Origin of the sequence: Clostridium sp. 10cd* (assembly GCF_044336395.1) — a bacterium.
GTDB classification, from domain to species: domain Bacteria; phylum Bacillota_I; class Bacilli_A; order Erysipelotrichales; family Erysipelotrichaceae; genus Clostridium_AQ; species Clostridium_AQ innocuum.
In genome coordinates this window covers 4,042,417-4,063,656 of the sequence record NZ_CP172347.1, presented here as the reverse complement: position 1 = coordinate 4,063,656, position 21,240 = coordinate 4,042,417, and the positions used below count along the sequence as shown (strand labels likewise).

Annotated in this window: 19 protein-coding genes; 11 read left to right on the top strand and 8 right to left on the bottom strand. The window is 46.7% G+C overall.

What is annotated here, in order from left to right; genetic code table 11:
- The first annotated feature begins 55 nt into the window (after positions 1–55).
- The 3 genes from pulA to ACG3M1_RS20390 all read left to right on the top strand — a co-directional run bounded on the left by pulA (position 56) and on the right by ACG3M1_RS20390 (position 4,167).
- Positions 56–2,194: a type I pullulanase gene (gene pulA, locus ACG3M1_RS20400; protein ID WP_002606023.1), complete on the top strand. Its 2,139-nt coding sequence runs from the start codon at positions 56–58 to the stop codon at positions 2,192–2,194.
- A gap of 148 nt (positions 2,195–2,342) precedes the next feature.
- Complete coding sequence (locus tag ACG3M1_RS20395; protein WP_009589149.1) at positions 2,343–3,197, top strand: DegV family protein; 855 nt, start codon at positions 2,343–2,345, stop codon at positions 3,195–3,197.
- Positions 3,198–3,312: 115 nt separating this feature from the next.
- Positions 3,313–4,167, top strand: coding sequence for a DegV family protein (locus tag ACG3M1_RS20390; RefSeq protein WP_008816568.1), 855 nt, complete (start codon positions 3,313–3,315; stop codon positions 4,165–4,167).
- Between the two features lie 303 nt (positions 4,168–4,470).
- On the opposite strand, the gene ACG3M1_RS20385 is transcribed toward ACG3M1_RS20390, so the two are convergent.
- The 3 genes from ACG3M1_RS20385 to ACG3M1_RS20375 are packed head-to-tail and all read right to left on the bottom strand — an operon-like array spanning position 4,471 to position 6,277.
- Complete coding sequence (locus tag ACG3M1_RS20385) at positions 4,471–5,220, bottom strand: anti-sigma-I factor RsgI family protein (RefSeq protein ID WP_008816569.1); 750 nt, start codon at positions 5,218–5,220, stop codon at positions 4,471–4,473.
- Complete coding sequence (locus tag ACG3M1_RS20380) at positions 5,207–5,689, bottom strand: RNA polymerase sigma factor (RefSeq protein WP_002606019.1); 483 nt, start codon at positions 5,687–5,689, stop codon at positions 5,207–5,209. The genes ACG3M1_RS20385 and ACG3M1_RS20380 overlap by 14 nt, the downstream gene beginning before the upstream one ends.
- 57 nt (positions 5,690–5,746) lie before the next feature.
- On the bottom strand, positions 5,747–6,277 hold the full coding sequence (locus tag ACG3M1_RS20375; RefSeq protein WP_008816570.1) for a hypothetical protein: 531 nt from the start codon (positions 6,275–6,277) through the stop codon (positions 5,747–5,749).
- Between the two features lie 171 nt (positions 6,278–6,448).
- Between ACG3M1_RS20375 and uvrA the strand changes: the two genes are divergently transcribed.
- From uvrA to ACG3M1_RS20340, 7 genes are all read left to right on the top strand, one after another.
- Positions 6,449–9,271: an excinuclease ABC subunit UvrA gene (uvrA, locus tag ACG3M1_RS20370; RefSeq protein WP_008816571.1), complete on the top strand. Its 2,823-nt coding sequence runs from the start codon at positions 6,449–6,451 to the stop codon at positions 9,269–9,271.
- Positions 9,272–9,276: 5 nt separating this feature from the next.
- Positions 9,277–9,582 carry a hypothetical protein gene (locus tag ACG3M1_RS20365; protein WP_395814542.1) on the top strand — a complete coding sequence of 102 codons (306 nt, stop codon included), beginning with the start codon at positions 9,277–9,279 and terminating at the stop codon, positions 9,580–9,582.
- Between the two features lie 29 nt (positions 9,583–9,611).
- Positions 9,612–10,220: an HPr(Ser) kinase/phosphatase gene (gene hprK, locus ACG3M1_RS20360; protein WP_395815476.1), complete on the top strand. Its 609-nt coding sequence runs from the start codon at positions 9,612–9,614 to the stop codon at positions 10,218–10,220.
- Between the two features lie 9 nt (positions 10,221–10,229).
- Positions 10,230–11,702: a prolipoprotein diacylglyceryl transferase gene (gene lgt, locus ACG3M1_RS20355; RefSeq protein ID WP_217792950.1), complete on the top strand. Its 1,473-nt coding sequence runs from the start codon at positions 10,230–10,232 to the stop codon at positions 11,700–11,702.
- A complete protein-coding gene (gene trxB / locus ACG3M1_RS20350; protein ID WP_002606014.1) occupies positions 11,681–12,601 on the top strand; it encodes a thioredoxin-disulfide reductase in 921 nt (306 codons plus the stop codon). Before lgt ends, trxB begins: the two co-directional genes overlap by 22 nt.
- Before the next feature lie 2 nt (positions 12,602–12,603).
- Complete coding sequence (locus tag ACG3M1_RS20345; RefSeq protein ID WP_008816574.1) at positions 12,604–12,762, top strand: rubredoxin; 159 nt, start codon at positions 12,604–12,606, stop codon at positions 12,760–12,762.
- A 381-nt stretch (positions 12,763–13,143) separates the two neighbouring features.
- The gene (locus tag ACG3M1_RS20340; protein ID WP_254879666.1) at positions 13,144–14,958 is read left to right on the top strand and encodes a hypothetical protein; all 1,815 of its coding nucleotides are present in this window, start codon (positions 13,144–13,146) and stop codon (positions 14,956–14,958) included.
- 88 nt (positions 14,959–15,046) lie between these two features.
- Here the strand turns inward: ACG3M1_RS20340 and ACG3M1_RS20335 are convergent, their stop codons facing one another.
- The 5 genes from ACG3M1_RS20335 to ACG3M1_RS20315 all read right to left on the bottom strand — a co-directional run bounded on the left by ACG3M1_RS20335 (position 15,047) and on the right by ACG3M1_RS20315 (position 19,861).
- Positions 15,047–16,054: a LacI family DNA-binding transcriptional regulator gene (locus ACG3M1_RS20335; RefSeq protein WP_021420519.1), complete on the bottom strand. Its 1,008-nt coding sequence runs from the start codon at positions 16,052–16,054 to the stop codon at positions 15,047–15,049.
- A 94-nt stretch (positions 16,055–16,148) separates the two neighbouring features.
- Positions 16,149–17,564, bottom strand: coding sequence for a C4-dicarboxylate transporter DcuC (gene dcuC, locus ACG3M1_RS20330; protein WP_395814539.1), 1,416 nt, complete (start codon positions 17,562–17,564; stop codon positions 16,149–16,151).
- Positions 17,565–17,593: 29 nt separating this feature from the next.
- Positions 17,594–18,514, bottom strand: a complete 921-nt coding sequence (rihC, locus tag ACG3M1_RS20325) for a ribonucleoside hydrolase RihC (protein ID WP_002606009.1) — start codon at positions 18,512–18,514, stop codon at positions 17,594–17,596.
- Between the two features lies 1 nt (position 18,515).
- Positions 18,516–19,433, bottom strand: a complete 918-nt coding sequence (gene rbsK, locus ACG3M1_RS20320; protein ID WP_002606008.1) for a ribokinase — start codon at positions 19,431–19,433, stop codon at positions 18,516–18,518.
- Positions 19,430–19,861, bottom strand: a complete 432-nt coding sequence (locus tag ACG3M1_RS20315; protein ID WP_002606007.1) for a GNAT family N-acetyltransferase — start codon at positions 19,859–19,861, stop codon at positions 19,430–19,432. The genes rbsK and ACG3M1_RS20315 overlap by 4 nt, the downstream gene beginning before the upstream one ends.
- Before the next feature lie 520 nt (positions 19,862–20,381).
- Here ACG3M1_RS20315 and rapZ point away from each other — a divergent pair.
- The gene (gene rapZ / locus ACG3M1_RS20310; RefSeq protein ID WP_118002168.1) at positions 20,382–21,236 is read left to right on the top strand and encodes an RNase adapter RapZ; all 855 of its coding nucleotides are present in this window, start codon (positions 20,382–20,384) and stop codon (positions 21,234–21,236) included.
- Positions 21,237–21,240 lie beyond the last annotated feature (4 nt).

Below are 21,240 nucleotides of genomic sequence, written 5' to 3'. Positions count from 1 at the left end.
ACCTTTCTGGTGATAAACCTGGAAAACTCTGGTATAATAATACATGGTGATAAGTATGCGACAGGAAAAGTATTACGAGGCATATCTGGATGACTATGACAAGGTCATTGTATTTATGTCAAGAAACAGCTATGAGGGAGTCAGCAATAAATTCTATCTGAAGGATGATCAGGGGCATCTCTTTGACCTTCACATTCAGTCCATAGAAACAACACAAAATAATTACAATAAATATACACTGGCATTATACGATCCCATCGAAATCGGTGTGGAATATCAGGTGATGCATCAGCATGCACGGGGTGTGGTGCTGGAATACAGCGGTATCGTCAAGACAGAGCGTTTTGATGAACAGTTTTTTTATGACGGTAATGATCTCGGCTATACCTATGACAGAGACCAGACTGCATTTGCGTTATGGGCACCGACAGCCAGCAGAGTCAAGCTGGAGGTCTGCAAGAACAACCGTCTGTATACGTATGAAATGAAACGGACAGACAAGGGGGTATACCGCTATACTATATTGGAAAATCTGGAGAATGCGACCTATGTCTACCTTGTCCGGGTAAACGGTGTCTGGCGGGAAAGCATTGACCCGTATGGGACAGCTTCGATTGAAAATTCACGCAGAAGTGCGGTTGTCGATTTGGATAAAATCCGCGTGCGGGACGTACCCCTGCCGAAAATGACCAGTGCCTGCGATGCCATTATCTACGAAACGAGCGTGCGCGATTTCACGATGCAGAAGGGAATCGGTGTCACGATGCCTGGAAAATTTCGCGGGTTTGTAGAGGAAAATGAAATAACGAAGCAGCAATGCAGCGGATTTTCTTATCTGAAGACATTGGGAATCACGCACATTCAGCTGATGCCGGTCACGGATTTTGGCTCTGTGGATGAAAACTATCCGCTGATGCATTATAACTGGGGCTATGATCCGGTGCAGTATCGTGTTCTGGAAGGCAGCTTCAGTACAGAACCGGCGAATCCATACGGCCGTATGTTCGAGCTGACAAAGCTTATAGAGGAATGCCACAAGCAGGGAATCCGTGTCAATCTGGATGTCGTATTCAACCATGTATACGATAAGGAAACACATGCCTTTGAAAACACTGTACCGAATTACTATTTTCAAATGAATGAAAACGGTGACTTCTCAAATGGTACCTATTGCGGAAATGATGTGGATTCCCGCAGAAACATGTGTCATAAATATATTGTGGATGCCTGTACCTATCTGGTAAGAACCTATCATATTGACGGCTTCCGCTTCGATTTGATGGGAATTCTGGATGTGGCAACCATCAATGCGGTATATGAGGCCTGCAAAGCACTCAATCCGGATTTCATGGTTTATGGCGAGGGCTGGGATATGCCGAGCTTTCTGGATTCCGGAAAACGTGCCAGTATTTCCAACAATGCACAGATGCCGTATGTCGCTCATTTCTCCGATCGCTTCCGGGATGTTGTCAAGGGACGTACGAATACCAACGAGGTCAGTGTCAAGGGCTATTGCACCGGGGCAGTCTACCTGCTTGATATCATGAAGAACTGTCTGAGCGGCAGCTGTACAAATATCGGAATGGAGCCGATGTTCACCCATCCGAGAAACGCTGTCAATTATGTGGAATGCCATGACAATATGACGTCCTGGGATAAGCTGAAGGAATGCTGCAAGGAAGACAGCAAGGAGGTGCGCATTGCCCGTGCCAAAATGCTGATGGCGGCGGTTCTGCTTGCGCAGGGTATCCCTTTCATCCACTCCGGACAGGAATTTGCCCGCAGCAAACACGGGCTTCCCAACACATATGAGGAAAGCGATGAAATCAATAAACTGGATTATCTGCGCAGAAACCAGTATCAGGATATGGTGAAAATCACAAAGGATCTGATCCGTATCCGCAAGGAGCATCCGATTCTGCGTTATTCCATGAAAGAGGATGTGGAACAGCACGTGTCCTTTTCGGATATCGCCCAAAAGGTACTGCTGTATAAAATCAGGGACGAGCATGATGATATGGTGATTATCTTCAATCCGACAGGAGAATATTTTTCCTATGAATTTGAGGCGGCATATCCGCTGCTATATTATAACGGAGCATCCGAGGATATCCTGATTAAAAAGGTCAATATCGAGCCTTACAGTACGATTGTATTCAGTCGAAATGACTTTTTGAAACCCGGCATCCGATAATTGGAAAGCAGAACATGGTGATTCTCGTTTGACTTTCAAAATAAACTTGGTATAATGAAACAGGATATTTTTACACGTCTGTGTAACTGACCGTATTGAAAACCCTGCATTCGCGAGGGAACACGAATACAGAAAAGGGGCGAGTCTTATGAAAATCGCAATCGTAACCGACAGCGGCAGCGGTCTGACAAAGCAGCAGGCCGGCGAATTAGGAATTTATTATCTGCCATTGCAAATCATCATTCAGGACAAAATGTTTCTGGATGGAGAGAATATAACCGTAGAAGAGATTTATGAGTATCTGAGAAACGGCGAAATGCCGACAACCTCCATGCCTCCTATGGGACTTGTGGAGGAGCTGTTTATACAGCTTAAGGCAGAGGGCTATGAAGCGGTCATTGCAGTTCCGCTGAGTGGCGGCTTATCCTCCACCTCCAGTGTCATGCAGGCGGTAGCCAAGGAGCATCAGGTGAATCTGCATGTCATCGAATCGTATACAACCTGCAATATCCAGCGCTATCTGGCAATCAGTGCCAGTCAATTGGTCGAGCAGGGACATGATCTGGAAACGATCGTGGAGCGTCTGCGTGCGAGTGCGGCAGACAGCGGGACACTGATTATACCGGATGATTTGCAGCATCTGAAGCGTGGAGGCCGGCTGACACCGCTGGCAGCTGCACTTGGCGGACTGCTGAAAATCAAACCGATTTTGCGATTGGATCGTGAAAGTGAAGGCAAGGTGGATGTGTACGATAAGGTTCGTACCATGAGCAAGGCACAGTCCAAGGCAATCTCCACATTTCAGGAGCGCGGCTTGAATGAAGCCTACACGCTCACTGTTCTTCACAGCGGGGCGCCAAAGGAAGGCGAAAAGCTGAAAGCCATGATGGAAGAGGCGTTTCCCGGACTGGATGTATACTATGGCCTGATCGGTGCAGTTATCAGTGCACATACCGGTGTAGGCTGTCTGGGGATTCAGTATATCCGCAAGGTGGAAATGTAAAAGGTGCCCGGTGCACCTTTTGTCTTATACAAGCGGAAACCGTCGAACCGAGGGAGACACAGTTTTTTTTGAAGAGAAAATAAGGTATAATAGAAACAAGAGGAGGCTGAATCATATGAAAATAGCATTTGTGACAGACAGTGGGACCGGGAAGTCCGTAGGGGAGCTTGCGCAGGCTGAAATCTACAGCGTACCTCTGCAGGTCAGCTGTGACAATAAAAATTATCAGGATTTGGAGGAGCTGGGCATTGATGAAATTTATGCTCTGATGAAGGATGGAAAGATGCTTTCCACCTCCCTGCCTTCTCTTGGAAAAATTGAGGAGCTGTTTCAGGGACTGAAGCAGCAGGGCTATGACATGATATTTGCGGTACCGATTTGCAGCGGATTAAGCGGTACGATCAATGCCATGGAAATGATTGCACAGCAGCAGGGCATCGCGTTTGATTATGTTGACTGCCATGTAACAGCGGTAGTGCAGGAATACATGATCAAGCTGGCGAAGCAGCTGCATGAGGCTGGAAAAAGCATTGAGCAGATCAAGGAAGTGTTGCAGCACATCGTGCATACAACCAATACCATACTGTTGCCAAGCGATTTGCAGCATCTGAAACGCGGCGGACGGCTGACACCGCTGGCAGCCACATTGGGCGGCTTGCTGAAAATCAAGCCGATTCTGAAAATCAATGAGGAAACAAGCGGTAAAATTGATGTGCTGGACAAGGTTCGCACGATGCACAAGGCGATGGACCGCGTAATTGAAATTATGAAGCGTGAGCATGTGGATGATTCCTATCTGATCACCGTTGCCCATGCAGATGACGAGGCTGAGGCACTTGTGTATATGGACAAGCTGAAACAGGCTTTTCCAAATGCAACGCATCAGATCATCAAGCTGGTAAGTGTGGTAGGTGTTCACACGGGACGCGGCTGTCAGGCGGTTCAGTATTTTAAACAGATCAAGGAATAAGGAAGAAATCCCGGACAAAGCAATCTGTGAGGGATCGTATAAAACGATTCCTGCATAGGCATCGAAAATTTCTGTCATAATCAAAAAGCATAAAGCACAGAACAATCATATAACATGAATGCTCCGTGCTTTTTTTATGAGAAAACCCCAGCAGAGCCGGGGTGTTTGTTTTATGTAAGAGTGTTATAAGCAACAGACATATGTTAGCTGCCCACTCCTTTTCTCTGCTCTTCCTTTTTCAAAAGGCTGTAGTCCCATCCAAAAGGCTGTGTAAGCTGATGGTATCGAAATCAGGGAATAGCTTTAGCTGCCGTGATGGTGCCCTTTTCTCATCTGCCTTCCATGGCATCCCTCCGGTACTGCCGAAGGATCATAACGCTCCAAAACGGAATACAGCTCCTTCATGCTTAGCTTTTGCAGCTCCTCGACACTCTTTGCAGAATCATGCCGAAGGATTTCATCAATTACACGATACTTCCCGGCAGACATATGATGCTGCTGTGCTTCCTGATGCGTATCATCATCCAAATGGGAACAGTGAAACTGATTTTGCGGCACCACTTCCTCCAGCTGCTGATTGATCTGCTGTTCCAGATCCAGAGAAACACTGCTGTTTTCAGAATACACGCTGACCTCCAGAAAGCCTGTTTTCATATAAGCGGAAAACTGTTCATTGTCCAGCAGCATCCGAAGTGCTGTATCCAGCTGCACTCCCTCCAGCTGCAGCTCAGTCAGAATGTTGTCCGCATCCTTATTGTAGGCAGTGACCCTCACCACCCGCTGCTGTTCATCCAGCTTCCATTCCATACTTGGATTGATATCCAGAGTCACATAGCTGTATACTGCCAAAGTAGGGGCAGGAGCCGGTGCAGGAGAAGCCTCCATCAGCCTCCAGGGCTGAAACAGAACAACCAGAAGGCAGGTGACACACAGCGTGAGAGCTGCTGTCATACCGGTTCTTTTCTTTCTGCTTCTTTGCTTCATGACGTTGTGAAGGGTTTTCTGTTTGATTTCATCACTGGCATGAATGCCGTCAAACTCATCGAAAATCATCAAGCTCACCTCCCAGTTTTTCACGCAGCGCTTCCCTGCCTCTTTTCAGCCAGGTATGGATTGTATTTTCATTTTTTCCTTTGATTTCAGATATTTCCCGCACCTTATAGCCTTCATAATAAAACAGATACAGGACATCACGGTAATGCGGAGGAAGCTGATTCAATGTATCCAGCAGGAAATAGGAAGCCTCGCTAAGATCGGCACAGGCCTCCACCTCAGTCTGTAAATCTGCATGTTTATGGAACCAACCGCGAAATCTCTCCCTGCATGCATTCATTGTTACCTTTAACAGCCATGCCTTCTCATGCTCACGGTCCCGAAACGGTTCACTCTGCGCATACTTCAGAAAGACTGTCTGGAACACATCCTCGGCATCTGCCCGCTGCTTCATATGCAGAACACAGATTTTCTGTACCATATCCGCATACAGCTCTATGGCATTTTGTATTTCCTCTTCACTCTTCATACCGTTATCATCCCTCTATGCCTCCATTATACCGCAATTTTTGAAACCATGTTTGTTTTATCGTCCGTGATGGCCGTTTCCATTGCCGTGATGCGCTCCCTGGCCACGACCTTCACTATGGTGATACCCCTGCATACCGTTATTGCAGTTTTCATTCAACTGGTGAGTTCCATCACAGTTTTCACTATGCTGATGAATTCCGTCGCAATTTTCGTGATATGGGCAAGGGTTGGATGCAGTATCTGCGACCTGTTGTGCAGTCTGTGATCCCGGCTGCTGTGAGCTGTTTGCGTTCGCTGTACTCACTGCTTCCGGCTGTACCGTGGTGTTGGAAGCAGGTGTTGTTGACGCATTCTGTTTCCGTGTCGCCTGCGCCTGTCTCTGTGCTGCTTCAGCCTGACGTTTGGCAGCCGCATCTCTTGCCGCCTGCTGTTCCTTTAACGTACGCAGGCATCCATCCGCCGCAGAATGCATGTGAGAATGATAGCCTCCGCATAGATAAGCTGTATCCTGTGCATGAATCTGTGTACCTACACCTGCCGCAAGTCCGATTGCCAGCAGGGATGCTAACATAACTTTCTTTTTCATTTTGTTTCCTCCTTAGGGTTTCCACCTATAACATGCCGCAGCCCTTAAAAACCTTTCAAAGAAATTTAATTTTTTTCCAAACTTTGAAATTCCTACAAAAAAGATGCGAAATCTTAGGCTTTTTCGGGAATACTAATGTATAATAATATGGTAAGTTTGGAGGTAATGATTATGAATCATGACTATATAGATATCAAAGGCGCTAGAGAAAACAATTTGAAAAACATTGATATCCGTATCCCGAGAGACAAGTTTGTCATCATGACCGGTGTATCCGGTTCCGGTAAGACATCTCTTGCATTTGATACGGTCTACGCAGAGGGACAGCGACGGTATGTGGAATCGCTGAGTGCCTATGCACGCCAGTTCCTTGGCAACAGTGAGAAGCCGGATGTGGATTCCATTGAGGGACTTTCCCCGTCCATTTCCATCGATCAGAAGACGACCAGCAACAATCCGCGTTCCACGGTCGGAACGGTCACGGAAATCTATGACTATTTGAGACTTCTGTATGCAAGGGTGGGTATCCCCTACTGTCCGACACACAATGAACCCATCACATCACAGACAATCAAGCAGATGGTGGACCGTATCATGGAAATTGAGGATAAGACACGCCTGACCATCTTATCTCCGATCGAGCATGGCAAAAAGGGAACCCACAGAGATTTGTTTGAGCATCTGCGCAAGGAAGGCTATATCCGTGTCCGCGTTGACGGAGAAATGAAGCTTCTGGAGGATGTGGAGTCTTTAGAGAAAAACAAAAAGCACAATATTGATGTGGTGGTAGACCGGATCGTAAAGGGGAGTGATCGTTCCCGCCTCCACGATTCACTGGAAACTGCGCTGAAACTGAGTGATGGACTGGCGGTTGTTACATATAATGAAGAGGAGATTCTGTTTTCCAGCAATTATTCCTGTAAATACTGCGGCTTCAACATTCCGAAGCTGGAGCCGCGGCTGTTTTCCTTCAATGCACCGTTTGGTGCCTGTGACCACTGTAAGGGACTTGGCATCACGCAGAAGGTGGATGTGGATTATCTGATCCCGGATCGCACCAAGTCCATACGACAGGGCGGTATTATATATTATAAGAATATTGTCGGAACAGAAAATCTGGAATGGCAGCGTTTCAAGGCACTGATTGACTATTATAAGATTGATATCGATAAACCGATCAAGGATCTGAAGAAAAGCGAACTGGACATATTACTGTATGGCTCCAAGGATCTCATTTCCTATCGACTGGCAAGCCGCAGCGGCAATGTCATGAAAAAGACGGAATTTATTGAGGGTGTATGTACTCTGATTGAACGCCGTTACATGGAAACCAGCTCTACAATGTCCAGAGAATGGTATGCGACCTTCCTTGCGGAGGCACCGTGCCCAATCTGTAAGGGACGCCGCTTGAATGAACAGGCATTAAGTGTTCGCGTAGGTGGCATCAACATTTATGAATGGACAACCATGTCTGTCAAGCAGGCAATCGAATTTATGAAGCAGCTGGAGCTGACACAGCAGCAGAAGGACATCGCTAAGCTGATCCTCAAGGAAATCGCAGATCGTCTGGGCTTTTTGAGCAATGTCGGTCTCGGTTATCTGACGCTGGATCGATTGGCAGGCTCTTTGTCCGGAGGAGAAGCGCAGCGAATCCGTCTGGCAACCCAGATCGGTTCCCGTTTAAGCGGTGTTCTGTATGTACTGGATGAGCCGAGTATCGGTCTGCATCAGCGGGACAACGACCGTCTGATCGACACCCTGAAAAATATGCGGGATCTTGGCAACTCACTGATTGTTGTAGAGCATGATGAGGATACGATGCGTGCCAGTGATTATGTCATTGATATCGGTCCGGGCGCCGGAATTCATGGCGGCAATGTTGTCGCAGCCGGTACACCAAAGGAGGTCATGGCAAATGAAAACTCCTTAACCGGTCAGTATCTGAGCGGGAAACGAAAGATAGAAATCCCTGCGAAACGACGTAAGGGAAACGGCAAGAAGCTGGAGATTGTCGGTGCCAGCGAAAACAACCTGAAAAATGTCAGTGTGAAAATCCCTCTGGGAACATTAACGGTCGTTACCGGTGTGAGCGGCAGTGGAAAATCATCCCTCGTTAATGAGGTGTTAAGCAAGGGTGTCATGCATGCACTTGGAAGAACAAGAATCCGTCCCGGCAAGCATAAGAAAATCAAGGGGATTGAAAACATCGACAAGCTGATTGATATTTCCCAGGATCCAATCGGAAGAACACCGCGGAGTAATCCTGCGACCTATACCGGTGTGTTTGATGATATCCGTGACCTGTATACACAGACCCCGGAAGCAAAGATGCGCGGCTATGAAAAGGGACGCTTTTCCTTCAATGTGAAGGGCGGACGCTGTGAAGCCTGTCAGGGAGATGGCATCCTGCGCATATCCATGCACTTTTTGCCGGATGTCTATGTCCCATGCGAGGAATGCGGCGGCAAGCGCTACAATGAAGAAACCCTGCAGGTAACCTACAAGGGAAAAAATATTTATGATGTTCTGGAAATGAGCGTGGAGGAAGCGATTGACTTTTTCTCCAATATGCATAAAATTAAACATAAGCTGCAGACGCTGAAGGATGTCGGTCTGGGCTACATCAAGCTGGGACAGAGTGCAACCTCCTTGTCCGGCGGTGAAGCGCAGCGTGTCAAGCTGGCAAGCGAGCTGCAGAGAAAAGCAACCGGTAAAACCCTGTTTATACTGGATGAGCCGACAACCGGTCTGCATACCCATGATGTGAAAAAGCTTCTGGAGGTATTGCAGCGGATCGTGGAAAACGGTGATACGGTCATTGTCATTGAACACAATCTGGATGTTATCAAAAGTGCGGATTATATCATTGATATCGGTCCGGAGGGCGGTGACGAAGGCGGTACGATCATTGCGAGCGGAACACCGGAGCAGATCATCAAGGTAGAAAACAGCTATACCGGTCAGTATCTGAAAAAGGTACTGGAGAAAGGATAGTGCATATGGAAGAACAGAATATCGTGAAAGTCAGAACGCTTGTCGAAAACTTTGACTTCATACAGATAACCGGAGATGATGCATCTCTGGAGCGTCCCATTGTCATTGCGGATACCAACCGCCCCGGTCTGGAGCTGGCAGGCTATTTTGAGAATTCCCAGCAGAAGCGGCTGGTTATCCTCGGAGATAAGGAAATCGCCTATATTGCGACAATGAGCGTACACAAGCAGCGGAAATCCTTTGACTTTATCACCAACGAACAGACACCGGCCATTATTGTGACCAAGGGACAAAGTGTCCGGATGTATTAAAGCGCTATGCGAAGCGGAAAAACTTTCCGATTTTCCTATCCAGCTCCCCGACCTACCGTCTGATTGTCGATATCGTGGCGTTTCTGGATGAGCAGCTGGCAACCAGTATGTGCATTCACGGAGGACTGCTCTCCATCTATGGAAAAGGTGTACTGATTCGCGGGGAAAGCGGAATGGGGAAAAGTGAAATCGCATTGGAGCTGATCAAGCGCGGTCACCTGCTGGTGGCGGATGACCGAGTGGACTGTTATCGAATCCACAACAAAATTGTAGGGAAGGCTCCGGAGCTGTTGCGGGAAATGCTGGAAATTCGTGGAATCGGTGTCATCAATGTATCCAGAATGTTCGGCGTCAGCTCTGTCCTGCCTAAAGCAGAAATCAATTTCCAGGTCAATCTGGAGCCGTGGAAAGCGGATCAGGATTATGACCGCGTAGGAATCGAAGAAAAAAAGCATGAGAATATTCTGGGCATCGACATACCGAAAATCGTTGTCCCGGTGCGTGAAGGCCGTTCTATGGCAGTCATTATTGAATCTGCGGTAACGAATTATATGTTATCCGTCATGGGGATGGACAGCGCCAAGGAGTTTGAGCAGCGTGTCCTTGACTATATCGAAAAGAACAAGAATGAACAATAGGAGGCTTTTATGACAATTTTTCCCGATATGAAAACTGTATTGACGATAGGATCCTTACAGGTCACATGGTACGCCGTGCTGATTCTGTCCGGTGCCTTTCTGGCATATTTTTTATCTCTTCGTCAGTTTAAGAAATGGGGGTATAAGGAAGAGGTATTTGAAAACTTCTTTCTGATGATGCTGCCGATCGCCATCATCGGTGCCCGTCTATATTATGTTATCTTTGAATGGAACAATCTGTATGCGGCAGACCCGATCCGTATCTTCTATATATGGGAGGGCGGTCTGGCAATTCACGGAGGTGTGATTGCCGGAACGATATTCGGATGGTTCTACTTCCGCCGCTATCAGTATAACGGACTGCGTATTATGGATGTTGTTTTTCCGAATATGATGCTTGCGCAGGCAATCGGCCGCTGGGGGAATTTCATAAATCAGGAGGCGTATGGCGGTGTGGTAAATGCCAGCTTCTATGATCATTTCCCGGCCTTTATCCGTGATCACATGTATATTGACGGTGCATTCCGTCAGCCGACCTTCCTGTATGAAAGCGTCGGAAATCTGATTGGCTTCGTATTGATTACCGTGGTTTATAAAAAACACGGCAGAAAAAAACGCGGGGATCTGGCATTTGCCTATCTGGCATGGTATGGCATGATTCGCTTCTTTATTGAAGGAATGCGAACCGATTCCCTGATGCTGGGAGGACTTCGCGTCGCACAGCTGGTATCTCTGCTCGGTGTCCTGATCGGCATTTTAGGAATACTCGGTGTCTGGGATAAGGTATTTAAAAACATCTATCCGTTTAAAAAGCACAAGCCGGCGGTGATCTTTGATCTGGACGGCACACTGGTGGATACCAAGGAGCTGATTTACAAGTCCTTTGAGCATACCTTTGCACAATACAAGCCGGGCTATACATTGAGTGAAGAGGAAAAGCAGTCCTTTCTGGGACCTACGCTGAAGCAGTCCTTCTTGCGCTATTTCAAGGAGGAACAGGTAGATGAAATCATCGCCTGCTATCGTGCTTACAATCATGAGCATCATGATGAATTTGTCAAGCCGATTCCCCATGTGAAGGAAACGCTGGAATATTTAAAAGCAAACGATTATCCGCTTGCCGTCATGTCCAACAAGCTGCAGGATATTGTCCGTATGGGATTGAAGCAGTTTGATCTGGAATCGTATTTTGAGATTATCCTGGGCGGTGCGGACGTTGAGCGGCCGAAGCCCGATCCGATTGGTATTCTGATTGCCTGTGAACAGCTGCATGTTCCGCATGATGATGTTGTCTATGTAGGGGATGCACCTACGGATATAGAGGCATGTAAGAAGATGGGCGCCTTCTCGGTAGCCTTTGTCTATGAAGAATCACGGGCACAAGAGATGCAGTTGTGCAAACCCTGTGCTATCATTAGAGACATGTCTGATCTGATTACGATCATAAAGGAGGATCACGAATGGAGCGACGTTACGATTTAATTATCATTGGTGCCGGACCTGCCGGCATGAGTGCGGCAATATATGGAAGCAGAGCCGGCTTGAAAACAGCAATGCTGGAAATGGGTGCTCCCGGAGGAAAGCTGATCAAGACGGCGGAAATCAGCAACTGGCCGGGCATTATTGAAACAAACGGTGCCAAGCTGGCAAGCGATATGTTTGAGCATTCCACATCCTTTGGTGCGGAATACCTGTATGGCAATGTCATCCGTGTGGAGGATGGCGCATATAAAAAAATCATCTGTGAGGATGGAACGGAGTATGAGGCAAAGGCTGTCATTGTGGCAACCGGAACACAGGAGCGTATGATGAATGTGCCGGGGGAACTGGAAAATGTCGGACGAGGTGTATCCTATTGTGCAGTATGCGACGGTGCATTTTTCCGCGATCAGGAGGTTGTGGTCATCGGCGGCGGCAACTCTGCGCTGGAGGAAGCAAATTATCTGACACAGTTTGCCAGCAAGGTGAATATCATAATACGACGGGATGTATTCCGTGCAGACAGCATTGTTCAAAATGCAATCAAGGATAATCCGAAAATCACGGTGGTGACAAAGCATGTGCCGGTGCGTGTTGTCGATGACGGCATGCGCGTTACCGGTCTGGTCATACGAAATGTGGATACGAATGTGGAAACAGAAATGAAAACACATGGCATATTCCCGTATATCGGACTGGATCCGGCTACCTCCTTTTTAGAGGGGCTGGGTATCCTGGATGAGCGCGGCTACATGATCGTGGATGAAAACTGTGAAACAAAGGCAAAGGGCATCTATGGTGCCGGAGACGTCATTGCGAAAAAACTGCGCCAGGTTGTTACGGCAACCAACGACGGAGCCATTGCGGCACAGCATGCATTTCATGAGATAAAGGGGATCTGATTATGGCAAAATACGTTTGCGATATCTGTAACTGGGAATACGATGAGGCGGCAGGTCTGCCGGATCAGGGAATTGCCCCGGGTACAAAGTGGGAAGAGCTTCCGGAGGATTTCAAGTGTCCTCTGTGCGGTGCACCGAAGGAAATGTTCACACAGCTGTAAATCGAATGGGATAAAGAAAGACAGTCATCCGCAATATCCTGCATGGATATTGGAAGACCTGTCTTTTTTTCTGCATTGATGCTTCTCTTTCTGTCTCTTAAAGTATCTTGTATAACGAACAATCATCTGCTTTATGAAAACAGACTTTCTTCATGCATACAATGTAAATCTATGCACATCCTCTTATCATTTCCTGATTGTCATGGCTTTCTGAACAAAAAAATCACAACAGATACCTCATAATATAAGGAAGGGTAGATAAATACCGGAAGGGAATACATTCCATGGCATAAAGAATGCTTCAAATGTGAAATCTGTTATATTGCCGGCTGACAGGATATGCTAAAATAGAAGAAGTGATGCAGTGAAAGGTGAGAGAATATGAAAAGGATAACAGGAATTGGAATCATGGTATGTATGCTGCTTCATTATTTGTTACCGGTATATGCGGCTGATAGCATACAAACGGAATTTGAACGCTTTCTCAGCTTTGTACACGAGCATCCGCAGGGTGGGACATTTGAAATGCAGGGTGACATGATCATCAATGCGGATATCATCACAAGCAGAGAGATTACCATTTATACCAATGGCTATCAGGTAAGAATTGAACATAACATCGATGGGGATTCCAACGTTAATATAGATAATTTCAATAACGATGCTGCATGGGGATTTGTCGATAAAGAAAAAACACTGACGATAGAGGGCAGCGGAAAAAACAGACCGCTAGTATATATGAATACCGGTGTAAGTGCGTTTGGTTTGCGCATTCACAGCACAGAGGGCACAGCTCTGGAAATAGCCGGCGGTGAAGGATTATATGCAAAATATACAGATAAGAAGAATTATATCAGTGCTGAGGGTGACAATGCAATCGGAGTATTAAATAAAAATCCGTATCAGGAACATTATTATTCCGCAAGTATGGTGGATGTTGATATCTATACCAACGGAGACAACAGCATCGGCGTGCTTGCGGACTGGTTTCAAATTGAGTATTCACGCATTGAGGTAAACGGTACTGGTTCAAAGGCGATTCAGATACCGGACGGCTGCTATATCGGCAATGAGGTTATTATCGTGGAAAACAATCATCCGCTGGAAAAGGAATGGAAGCTAGATACTCCCATGCCGGCAAAGGAGATTGCAGCCCTGCAATCCCATATGGTGGATGATCTGCCATTGCCTAAGCAGGTTGAAGTGACTGCTGTGTCAGAAACCGGAGAAGAAAAAAGCTTTCAGATATCCCTGCAGTATGATACCACAGCATATGAGCGTGGCATGCAGACACACAAGCCATTTTATTTGTATGGTATTGCGGATGAAAGCAGCAGGGAACGGATTGATATCATTGAGCATGTGTTTCCCTTTTATATCATCCCCGACAGCGAACCTGTGTTTGATATGTCACTGTATATGATTCGCAATGATACCGATTATTATTTTCATATTCCGCGTGCATATAATGCCAAAGCGATTCATCTGTATACAAGCACTGACAGAACGCATTGGAAATTTCAACACGACAGCATCCCCAGCATGTCGCAGTATGCACCGGGAAGCATTGTCCTGCCACCGTATATTGTTGTTTATATGCTGCAGGTAACAGAACCGTTCACCTATGCCAGAGTTGAAATCATCGGTGGATATTATGATGGACGAAGCTATGTGCTAAAGGTGCATGATGCTGCCGGAAATCCGATTCCGGATGCTTCTGACCAGAATAAAAATGATGGCGGTGGAGAAGGAAATGACGGGCAGGGCGGTGGAAGAGGAGAGTCTCCCTATGTACCGGATACACCGAATGACAAAGACGAAACAATACCTTGGACGATTGGACAGGATGCCTCACAGATAAGCGAAGCTGTAAAAAAAGAACAGAGAAAAAAAGAGAAGGTGATCAGGATGGAGAAACATGAAGGAAAACCGGATGCAATACAGACGACAGCCCAAGCAGATTATGCGGATACAGAGCAATTATATACAGGGAAGAACAAGAATACAGGCTCTTCACAGATAAAGCAGTCGCAAAGCGCCGTACTGCGGGAATTTCTTACATTGAATCCGGCTGCCTTAAAGGACATGATAACCGGTGAACAGTATGAAACGATTTCTCAATCCGGTAACATCATGGGGGAGGTATGGGAAAGCAGTGCTCCCTTCCTGCGAATTCTGCAAAGACTGTTTCAATGATACAGGCCAATTCACATCCTGAACCAAAGCCAGTGCGGTTATACATGAAAAAAGTACACCCGGGTGATGCCATGGTGCACTTTTTGTATTATATGATTTGTACGCTGTCTTTTTCAATCAGCTGCGGCTTCAGACAGATATCCTGTTGACGATGCGCAGGATCACGCAGCTGTGCCAGCAGCTCATTACAGGAAGTTTTCGCCAGCAGTCCGACATTCTGATCCACACTTGTGATCTCAGTACCCAGCGTAAACCGGTTTAATGTGTTGTCATAGCTGACGATGGATATATCCTGCGGTATGCGGACATGATGCTCCTGGAAGTAACGCATGACCCCCAGTGTCATCATATCATTACAGATAAAGGCAGCGGTAACATCCATCTTCATCAGCTGCTTTGCACAGGTATATCCACCCTGAAAGCGATAATTTCCATCGAGAACATAATCTTCACGAACCTCCAGCTGGAACTGCTGCATAGCTTTGCGATAGCCTGCAACACGGCTCGCCCCAGTTTTGCTTGCGGAAGAAATTCCGATGCATGCGATTTTTTTGTGGCCGCTTTTCACTAGCTTTTCAATGGCCATATAAGCACCTGATTCGTTATCAAAATAAACCTTGCTGCAATTCAGATCGGGATACATACGGTCAATCATCACATAGGGGATGGAAAGGGATGCCAGCTTTTTGCGTATCGTTTCATCCTGATAGGATTCATTGCTGACGGTGATACCAAGACCGTCAACCCCTCTTGAAACAAGGAGATCGATGAGCATGCTGTCATCCGCTGCATGATCATTGGAATTTACGATCATGAGTGCGTATCCCAGCTCCCGGAGGTATTCCTCCATCCGTTTGCATAATGCGGAGAAGAACAGGTTTTCGATATCCGGGATGATGAGGCCCAGAATATTCGATTTTCTGGTGACCAGACTTCTTGCGGTCTGATTGACCTTATAATTATACTGCTTCGCAATGTCCTTGATGGTGTCGCGTGTCTGCTGAGCTACACGGCATGGTCTATCGTTCAACACGAGCGACACCGTACTGACACTGACACCTGCTTTTTTTGCGATGTCCTTAATGGTCACTTTCATATACTCCTCCTGCACTGTAATTTTTAAAAAGGTAATTACCCTTCCTGATAATTACCTTTATTTTATCATAATCCTGCAGGGATTGCTGATGATTTTACAGGAACATGATCATGGATAAAACAAACATGGTAACAACACCGGCGATCATAGGAACAGAGGTACGCTTAACAATATCCAGAGGGTTCGCTTTAATCGTACCGGCAACAATGACAACAACGGCTGCAACAGGGGATACCGCACGCATCAGATTACCGCACAGTCCCATCGGAATGGATACGGCGATGGCAGAGATTCCGGCAGCTTCAGCCAGTGGTACCATCAAAGGAACCATGGCATAGAACAATGCTGTTCCACTTCCGCTCAGCAGTACAATCAGAATCGTCAGTCCCATCAGAATCAACGGAAGTACAAAGCCCATTCCTGATCCCTGAACACCAAGCATGGCAGTCTGTAAAGCATCGATCAGACCAATGGAATTCAGACCTAATACAAATACACTAGCTGCAACCAGCAGTGCAACGATTGGCATGGAACTTCCCATTCCCTTGAAGAAATCTTCTGTTTGCTTCAATACCTTTCCACTATCCTTCGTACGTATAATTTCACACACGATAGCGATCAGGAAGGAGAGCAGAGAAGCTACCTCAACACTGATATCAACATTACTTCCGGTTACGCTGCGAATGATATAAACAACGATAAGAAGCAGAATCGGGAAGATGGGAAGCAATGTATAAACAAAACGATACAATCCGCCTTCCGGAACCGCCTTAACCTCGTGAACCTCAACATTGTCTTCCAGCTTACCTGTGTTTTTCTTGTCCATAAACTTCTGCCAGAAGAAGTGCACAACGGCCATAACAATCAGGGTCGGTACGGAAATCATGGCATGGTACTGGATAACATAGTCGGTAACACTCATACCTGCAAATGCAGGATATTTTGCAAGCTCTGTTGCTACGGCAACATTGTCACCGCCAAGAGGAGTCGGCATAACCGTTGCGGTAGTGGCAATGACTGCCGCTGCGGTCAACGGAGACATACCGGCCTGACGCAAAACAGGATACAGTGTCGCAAGCAGGATGATGGCAAGGTTGGAAGCACTTGGAATTACAAGAGACAGTACATTTCCTATCAGGAATACCAGTGGAACAAGGATATATACCGATTTAATTTTCTTGATTGGCTTGGTAAGAGTATGAACCGTAACCTCATTGGCACCGATGCTCGTCATATAGGCGGAATAGCCGCCCAGAATCAGGATGATGAAGCCGGCAGCCGGAAGTGTACTCTTGAATTGATCGATTACAGCCTTCAGCGGATCCAGTATGGTAAGACCGGTTGATTCAAATTCCTTGATTGCGATTGGATTTCCCATGGCGATTGCGATATACATCAACACAATACCCATGGCAAACAGTGTGATTTTAATATCCATTTTTTTGATCAGCATGATAACGACGATAATAACGGCAATCAGTGCAGATCCATACATAATGATATCATTCATATGTGTTCTCTCCTTTTATATTATACATTCTATCTGCATTTCGCAATGGCTTCCTTGAACCATGTACGGAATGCATTCCCGTCGATATCCAGACAAACTGTGGCATTCGGCTCTTTCCCTAAATAGCCCTTCAGATCAACCAGCGTACAGCCGGCAGTCATCGTGCCATGCAGCTCTACATCCAGATACGTTTCCACCGCCTCAAACAGCTCCGGCTTCAACAGATAGGCAACTGCTGTTGCATCATACATTTTCAGGCCTGTGCGAAAGCTTCCCCCGCGGTATTTCTTAAACAGGCAGTATGCCATTTCCCCGGTTTTGTTCATGGTGCGGATTTCCTCACTGTCTTCCGGCAATACCAGAGCCTTTAATCCGACATCCAGTCCAACCATTGTCAGCTTTACCCCGCTGTGGAATACCATATGTGCGGCTTCCGGATCCAATGCGATGTTAAATTCAGCCATGACACCCTTGTTTCCACGGCTTGCGCTGCCTCCCATGAGGACGATTTCACGGATATTCCGCTTCACCTCGGGGTAGGTCTTCAACAGCAGCGCGATATTGGTCAAGGGTGCAATCGGAACCAGAGTTACCGGCTCGCTGCTGTTCATGATGACATTACGCATGGCATCAACGGCATTTTCCTTTAACGGCTGCTGCGTCGGCTCTTCAAAATCAAAGCCCTCCATACCGCTTTTTCCATGTACACTGCTGGCATCTTCAAATTCACGAATCAGCGGTCGGTCGGCACCCACAGCCACCGGAACATCCTCACGCCCGAAGTATTTCAACAGGCGCAGGGCGTTGTAGGTTACCTTATCCAGACCGACATTACCTGCAACGGTTGAAATCAGACGGATATCCAGCTCCTCTGAAAATAATGCAATGGCAATGGCGAGTGCGTCATCAATACCCGGATCGGTATCGATGATAATCGGACGTTTGTTCATATCAGTTTTCCTCCTTGAAGTAGTGCTCTACTTCCTTTTTATACGGGATGGATGCCTGTGCGCCTCTGCGTGTTACGGTGAGTGCCGCAACTCTGGTCGCAAATTCCATGGCTTCCTTCATATCCACATCCCTTGACAGGCAGCTGCAGAGAGCTCCGATAAAGGAATCTCCGGCTCCTGTAGTGTCAACGGTTTCCACCTTTTGTGCAGGTACAAACAGATACCTGCCAAAGGCATTGCACATACTGCCGTGTGTTCCAAGCGTGATAAGCGCATCCACACCTCTGGCTTCAAAGCTGTGCATAGCTTCCATGCAGGAATCTTCATCACTTGGATAAATCCCAGTCAACAGCTCACATTCACTCTGATTCACAACAATCAGATCCAGATGCTCATACACATCACTGTCCAGAACACGGGCAGGTGCGGGATTTAACATCGTGTACATGCCCGCCTGCTTTGCATGACGCAATGCGTTTCTTACCAGTGCATAATCATTTTCCAGCTGTGTCAGGAAGATATCATCCTTTCGTGCCAGCTTCTGCAGCATTTCCACGAAGGCCGCTTCCGGCAGTGTATGGTTTGCTCCATTCCCCAGAATGATACGGTTATCTCCATGACTTCGGATAATCATTGCAACTCCGCTGGTTTCATGCGCATCACGGAAAACGCCTTCGGTATGAACACCATAGCCCTGTAGTGCCTCCAGCAGCTGTTCTCCGAACACATCATTGCCGATATTGGCAATCATATGCGTTTCGGCACCCAGCTTGGCTGCAGCTACCGCCTGGTTGCCACCCTTACCACCCGGATTGACAAAGAAATCAGATCCGTTGATGGTCTCCCCGTTCTTTGGAAGATCGACACACTGTATGGTCAGATCCATGTTTAAACTACCTAATACAATCACTTTTTTCATTTTCTCACCTCACAGGGATCATAAAATTTCACCATACCCGGTCCCATTCCGTCACATGGACGCTCCAGAAAGCCATGCTTTTTATAGAAGGGAACACAGTTCGGTGTGGACATGAGACCAATATAGGCACCCTCACAGGCAGCGCCTGCAAGATATTCCTGCAGCTTCTGCATCAGAAGATTTCCGATCCGGTTCTTCTGATAAGCAGGATCCACCACCACATCCTTGATAAAGAAGGCGATACGGCCGTCTCCGACAATACGGGCAATGCCGATGGGACGCTTATCATCAAATACCACAACGGAGTACAGGGAATTGGCAATCGCCGTTTCCACATCCTCTTTTCTGTATTCTTTGAAATTCACTTTTCTACGCAAATCAATGTAGATGGATGCGGTAAGCGCATTATCCTTACAAAGGAACCTCATGTCTTTCATCTCCTTGATAAAACGTTTTATCACGTTTACGGGGATATAATATCACGGAGTGAAAGCGGTGTCAACAGTTTTGATAAAACGTTTTACCATATTGATACGGTAATGTTAAAACGCTTACATCGAAAACTGCGGTAAACGCTTTCTGAGATATGGTAGAAATGCACATGCAGGCAGGCTATGCCATAACGCTCCTATTCGCATAAAAAGAAAACGCCTTGTACCAGTTACGTGTATCTGAACACGAACAAAACGTTTTGATGAATGTGCAGGCATTCATTAAAAGCCGCTTGCTCTATAGCTGGCGGTAGTTCACAGCCAATTGAACAAACGGTCTATCCATGACAGAAAACAGGCGGGCAGACAGACAAAGCACCATGTGAACAAAGCCGATACATTTACGTATCTGCTTTTCTCATAAGTGCAGACAGGAAGGTTCACATTCTTATATTTTTGCTTAAAAACTGGCGCACACCTGTATGCTGTGGTAAACTTATGATATGAGGTGGTAGCAATGAACGAACAGAACGTAGTATTGATAACAGGAATGTCCGGAGCCGGTAAAACGACGGCCATGGGTATTCTGGAGGATATGGGATATCACTGCATTGATAATTTCCCCGTGCAGCTGCTGGAATCTCTGGGAAAAATCATCAACGCCAAGCCGGATCCGCGCTACAGCAATATCGCTCTGGCAACGACTGCGATCGATTATCCGAAGTTCCTGCAGTATTTTGAGAATATAGATGTAAATGTACGCGTGGTTTTTCTGGACGCATCCAATGAAAAGCTGCTGCTGCGCTATAAATTCACAAGACGCCATCACCCGATGATGATGTTTTCCAAGGCGAATACGCTGGAGGAGGCTATCGAGGTGGAACGTGATATGTTCAACGCGCTGAATGAACGTGCGGTTCTTCACATCGACACGACCATGATGGATCAGCACGGCTTGAAAGGTGTGCTGATGGAGAAGCTCTCACTCAACAGCAAGCCGGTCTTCTCGATTTCCTTCGTATCCTTCGGCTTTAAGCATGGCGTACCGATGGATGTAGACCTTGTTTTTGATGTCAGATTTCTTCCAAATCCATATTATATAGAGGAGCTGCGTGAACAGACTGGCGATGATGCTCCGGTCTATGATTATGTCATGAGCTTTGATCAGACGAAGGAATTTATCCGTCATCTGAAAAGCTTTCTGGACTATGTGTTTATCCAGTATAAAAATGAAAAGAAAAATCATTTAACCGTGGGAATCGGCTGTACCGGAGGGCACCACCGAAGCGTGTCTGTCACCAACTGGCTGTATTCCCACTATAGGGACCAGTATCATTGCTATAAATCACACAGAGATAAGAAAGTAGGCTGACCGA

Bases quoted from the DNA above. Each gene is read 5' to 3' on its own strand.
- pulA (WP_002606023.1), top strand. From the start codon at position 56: ATGCGACAGGAAAAGTATTACGAGGCATATCTGGATGACTATGACAAG.
- ACG3M1_RS20395 (WP_009589149.1), top strand. From the start codon at position 2,343: ATGAAAATCGCAATCGTAACCGACAGCGGCAGCGGTCTGACAAAGCAG.
- ACG3M1_RS20390 (WP_008816568.1), top strand. From the start codon at position 3,313: ATGAAAATAGCATTTGTGACAGACAGTGGGACCGGGAAGTCCGTAGGG.
- ACG3M1_RS20385 (WP_008816569.1), bottom strand. From the start codon at position 5,220: ATGATTTTCGATGAGTTTGACGGCATTCATGCCAGTGATGAAATCAAA.
- ACG3M1_RS20380 (WP_002606019.1), bottom strand. From the start codon at position 5,689: ATGAAGAGTGAAGAGGAAATACAAAATGCCATAGAGCTGTATGCGGAT.
- ACG3M1_RS20375 (WP_008816570.1), bottom strand. From the start codon at position 6,277: ATGAAAAAGAAAGTTATGTTAGCATCCCTGCTGGCAATCGGACTTGCG.
- uvrA (WP_008816571.1), top strand. From the start codon at position 6,449: ATGAATCATGACTATATAGATATCAAAGGCGCTAGAGAAAACAATTTG.
- ACG3M1_RS20365 (WP_395814542.1), top strand. From the start codon at position 9,277: ATGGAAGAACAGAATATCGTGAAAGTCAGAACGCTTGTCGAAAACTTT.
- lgt (WP_217792950.1), top strand. From the start codon at position 10,230: ATGACAATTTTTCCCGATATGAAAACTGTATTGACGATAGGATCCTTA.
- trxB (WP_002606014.1), top strand. From the start codon at position 11,681: ATGGAGCGACGTTACGATTTAATTATCATTGGTGCCGGACCTGCCGGC.
- ACG3M1_RS20345 (WP_008816574.1), top strand. From the start codon at position 12,604: ATGGCAAAATACGTTTGCGATATCTGTAACTGGGAATACGATGAGGCG.
- ACG3M1_RS20340 (WP_254879666.1), top strand. From the start codon at position 13,144: ATGAAAAGGATAACAGGAATTGGAATCATGGTATGTATGCTGCTTCAT.
- ACG3M1_RS20335 (WP_021420519.1), bottom strand. From the start codon at position 16,054: ATGAAAGTGACCATTAAGGACATCGCAAAAAAAGCAGGTGTCAGTGTC.
- dcuC (WP_395814539.1), bottom strand. From the start codon at position 17,564: ATGAATGATATCATTATGTATGGATCTGCACTGATTGCCGTTATTATC.
- rihC (WP_002606009.1), bottom strand. From the start codon at position 18,514: ATGAACAAACGTCCGATTATCATCGATACCGATCCGGGTATTGATGAC.
- rbsK (WP_002606008.1), bottom strand. From the start codon at position 19,433: ATGAAAAAAGTGATTGTATTAGGTAGTTTAAACATGGATCTGACCATA.
- ACG3M1_RS20315 (WP_002606007.1), bottom strand. From the start codon at position 19,861: ATGAGGTTCCTTTGTAAGGATAATGCGCTTACCGCATCCATCTACATT.
- rapZ (WP_118002168.1), top strand. From the start codon at position 20,382: ATGAACGAACAGAACGTAGTATTGATAACAGGAATGTCCGGAGCCGGT.